Genomic DNA, 2,739 nt, shown 5'->3' with positions numbered 1-2,739 from the left:
ACCCCGTCCGCCCCCAGCCGCCGGGCCTGCCACCCACGACCCACCGGGGCGGTCCGCGCGGTCAACCGGCTCGACGGCCTGGATCACTAGGCTGCCGCCCATGCCGGTCCCGGACTTCATCGTCGAACTACGCCGCCACATCGGGCACGCGCCCCTGTGGTTGAGCGGCATCACGGCCGTGGTGCTTCGACCCGCCCCGGGGCTGCCGGCCGCGCCCGGGAACCGGGAGCTGCTCATGGTGCAGCGTGCGGACAACGGTCGGTGGACACCGGTCACCGGCATCGTCGACCCGGGCGAGCACCCCGCGGCCGCCGCCGAGCGGGAGGTGCTCGAGGAGGCCCGGGTCACGTGCCGGGTGGACCGCCTCGCCTGGGTGTCGGTGACCGTCCCGGTCGAGCACGTCAACGGCGACCGCGCCCAGTACCTCGACCACTGCTTCGCCTGCACCTGGCTCTCCGGCGACCCCGCGGTGGGCGACGACGAGTCTCTGGCCACCGGCTGGTTCCCGCTCACGGACCTCCCTCCGCTGCAGCCCGTCTTCCGCGCGCGCCTGGCCGCCGTGCTCGCCGACGACCCGGTCACCCGCCTCGACCCTGCACCCCCGGAGCTCCCGTCCTACGTCCGTGTGGCGCAGGAGGACTGACGATGCTGCCCTGCTCCACCCCGCGCCCACCCGCCGTGGCCGACCCCACCCTCGGCCGCCCGCTGCCCGAGCTCGGGGAGCTGCTCGAGCACCTCGTGGTGGTCCGCCTGCCGATGGCGGTGCGCTTCCGCGGCCTCACCGTGCGCGAGACCGCCCTGGTGCGCGGACCCCTCGGTTGGGCCGAGTTCGCCCCCTTCACCGAGTACGACGACGCCGAGTCCTCCCGCTGGCTGGCCGCCACCCTCGAGGCCGGGTGGTGGGGATGGCCCACCCCGCTGCGGCCGCACGTGGAGGTCAACGCCACCGTCCCGGCCGTCGCCGCCGAGGAGGTGCCCGCCGTCCTCGCCCGGGTGCCGGGTGCCACCGCCGCCAAGGTCAAGGTGGCCGAGAAGGCCCTCCTGCTGGCTGACGAGGACGCCTCCGCAGCCGCCGACCTCGCCCGCATCGCAGCGGTGCGGGACGCCACCGGTCCCGGGGTGCGGGTGCGCATCGACGCCAACGGGGCCTGGACCGTCCGCCAGGCCGCCGCCTTCCTCGAGCAGGTGGCCGCCACCGGCGAGCACCTGGACTACTGCGAGCAGCCCTGCGCCACCGCCGCCGAGCTGGCCGAGCTGCGCGAGCTGCTGGCGGCCCGCGGCGTCCCGGTCCGCATCGCCGCCGACGAATCCGTCCGCCGCGCCACCGACCCGATGCTGGTGCGCGCCCTGGGGGCCGCCGACCTCGTGGTGGTGAAGGCCGCACCCCTGGGCGGGGTGGCCGCGGCCTCGCAGATCCTCACAGCCACCGGCCTGCCCGCGGTGGTCAGCTCGGCCCTCGAGTCGAGCGTCGGCCTGGCCGCCGGGGTGGCCCTCGCCGCCTCGATGCCGGAGCTCGACGGGCCGTGCGGCCTCGGCACCGCGCGGCTGTTCACCGAGGACGTCACGTCCGCGCCGCTGGCGCCCGAGGGGGGTCGGCTGGAGGTGCGCCGTGTGGAGGCCGACCGGGTCGCGAACGTCGCGGAGCCGGCGCGGCGTGCGTGGTGGGCCGACCGCATCGGGCGGTGCCTGGATGTGCTCGCCCGACCGTGACCCGTCAGACGGGCCGCACGTCGTAGACCATCACCACGATGAAGCCCACCACCAGCGCCAGCAGCGCGGCGTTCACCCCGGCGCGCACCGCGAGCTCCCGGCGCGTGGGCTCCGGGGTCTTCCGCCAGAACGTGATGCGGTGGAAGGCCCGGTGCTGACCGCGGGGGTTGACCATGCCCATGAAGGTCACCACCACGGCGAACAGGGCCACGGCGACGATCGACTTCACGATGGTGGGCACGGCAGGGGTCCTCTCGGTGGGCGTTCGGGGAGCAGGGTGTCACAACCGGCCCCGCCGCGGGGCCCCTGCCCACTCCGCCCCGCGCCCCCGTGCCGAAGGGTGCCTCACCTAGACTCCGGGCATGAGTCACGTGACGGGAGGCCAGCCCGGCCCGTACGCCTACCGCCCGCAGCAGCAGCCCCGCCGCCGTGGGGTGATGCCCTTGGTGTTCGGCGGGCTGACGCTGCTGGTGGGCACGCCCCTGGCGTTCCTGCTGCCCGTCGCCATCGGCATGGGTGACCTGTTCGGGGCCCTGCTCAACCCGGCCTCGGACGGGGACACCCGCTACCTGCCGGCCGGCGAGGACCGCGTGCTCTACGCGATGGGGGAGGGTGGCGAGTCGCTCGCCCACGACGCGTGCTCGGTCACCGGGCCGTCGGGGGAGAAGCTCGAGCTGCACCCCCAGCTGGTGGACCACCCGCAGGACCCGCAGCACTTCTGGACCTTCCACACCCAGGGGGCCGGCGACCACACCCTGCGATGCGGTGACGGCTCGGTCATGGCCGTGGCCCCCGGGGACGCCCTCGAGGGGATCATGGGCTGGACCGTCGGCGCCTTCCTGCTGGCGCTGCTCGTCTTCCTCCTCGGGATGGGCCTGATCATCTGGGGCATCGCGCAGCTGGTGCGCACCAACCGTCGTGCCGCCGCCGTCCCGCCCGGGGAGCACGGCCCCTACGGCCAGCACGGCCCGGGCGGCATGGGTGGCCCGGGCGGCGCCCCGTACGGCGGGGACCCCCATGCCCCGCGCA

At 75.5% G+C, this 2,739-nt stretch carries 4 protein-coding genes; 3 read left to right on the top strand and 1 reads right to left on the bottom strand.

What is annotated here, in order from left to right; translation table 11 throughout:
- The first annotated feature begins 100 nt into the window (after positions 1-100).
- Entirely contained in the window at positions 101-643 is a 543-nt protein-coding gene (locus HMPREF3099_RS05085) for an NUDIX hydrolase (protein WP_070704851.1), read from the top strand.
- A 2-nt stretch (positions 644-645) separates the two neighbouring features.
- On the top strand, positions 646-1,710 hold the full coding sequence (locus HMPREF3099_RS05080; protein ID WP_070704848.1) for an o-succinylbenzoate synthase: 1,065 nt from the start codon (positions 646-648) through the stop codon (positions 1,708-1,710).
- Between the two features lie 4 nt (positions 1,711-1,714).
- Here the strand turns inward: HMPREF3099_RS05080 and HMPREF3099_RS05075 are convergent, their stop codons facing one another.
- Positions 1,715-1,951 (bottom strand): hypothetical protein, encoded by a 237-nt coding sequence (locus HMPREF3099_RS05075; protein ID WP_070704845.1) that lies wholly within the window; start codon positions 1,949-1,951, stop codon positions 1,715-1,717.
- Positions 1,952-2,072: 121 nt separating this feature from the next.
- Between HMPREF3099_RS05075 and HMPREF3099_RS05070 the strand changes: the two genes are divergently transcribed.
- Positions 2,073-2,739, top strand: a 667-nt coding sequence (locus HMPREF3099_RS05070) for a hypothetical protein (RefSeq protein WP_202816695.1), incomplete at its 3' end; no start/stop codon positions are given.

It is taken from the genome of Kytococcus sp. HMSC28H12 (assembly GCF_001816045.1).
Taxonomy (GTDB): Bacteria; Actinomycetota; Actinomycetes; order Actinomycetales; family Dermatophilaceae; genus Kytococcus; species Kytococcus schroeteri.
The sequence above is the reverse complement of the archived record's forward strand: the minus strand, read 5'-3'. Positions and strand labels throughout refer to the sequence as shown.

What these genes read in the sequence shown, in the direction of transcription:
- HMPREF3099_RS05085 (WP_070704851.1), top strand. Translation starts at nt 101, where the DNA reads ATGCCGGTCCCGGACTTCATCGTCGAACTACGCCGCCACATCGGGCAC.
- HMPREF3099_RS05080 (WP_070704848.1), top strand. Translation starts at nt 646, where the DNA reads ATGCTGCCCTGCTCCACCCCGCGCCCACCCGCCGTGGCCGACCCCACC.